This is a genomic window from Cytobacillus praedii, assembly GCF_001439605.1.
GTDB classification, from domain to species: domain Bacteria; phylum Bacillota; class Bacilli; order Bacillales; family Cytobacillaceae; genus Cytobacillus; species Cytobacillus praedii.
On sequence record NZ_LMBX01000004.1, the window covers coordinates 1 to 217 of the forward strand.

The following is a 217-nucleotide window of genomic DNA, read 5'->3' on the forward strand; positions in this document are numbered from 1 at the left end:
ACAAATACTAATCGGTCGAGGACTTAACCAAAATGATTACTCAACTTCTTCTTTAGCATTATCTAGTTTTGAGGGAATAAATTTCAATTTTCCTCTTGAAAAAAATTAAAAAGACGTTATAATAAGATATGTCTTTTAATAAAAGTTTGGTGGCGATAGCGAGAAGGTCACACCCGTTCCCATCCCGAACACGGAAGTTAAGCTTCTCAGCGCCAAT

General features: G+C 35.5%; 1 rRNA gene (cut by a window edge). It reads left to right on the plus strand.

Features of this window, described 5'->3' with window-relative positions:
- Positions 1-145: 145 nt before the first annotated feature.
- A 5S ribosomal RNA gene (gene rrf, locus ASU02_RS05325) occupies positions 146-217 on the plus strand (it continues 56 nt past the right edge of the window).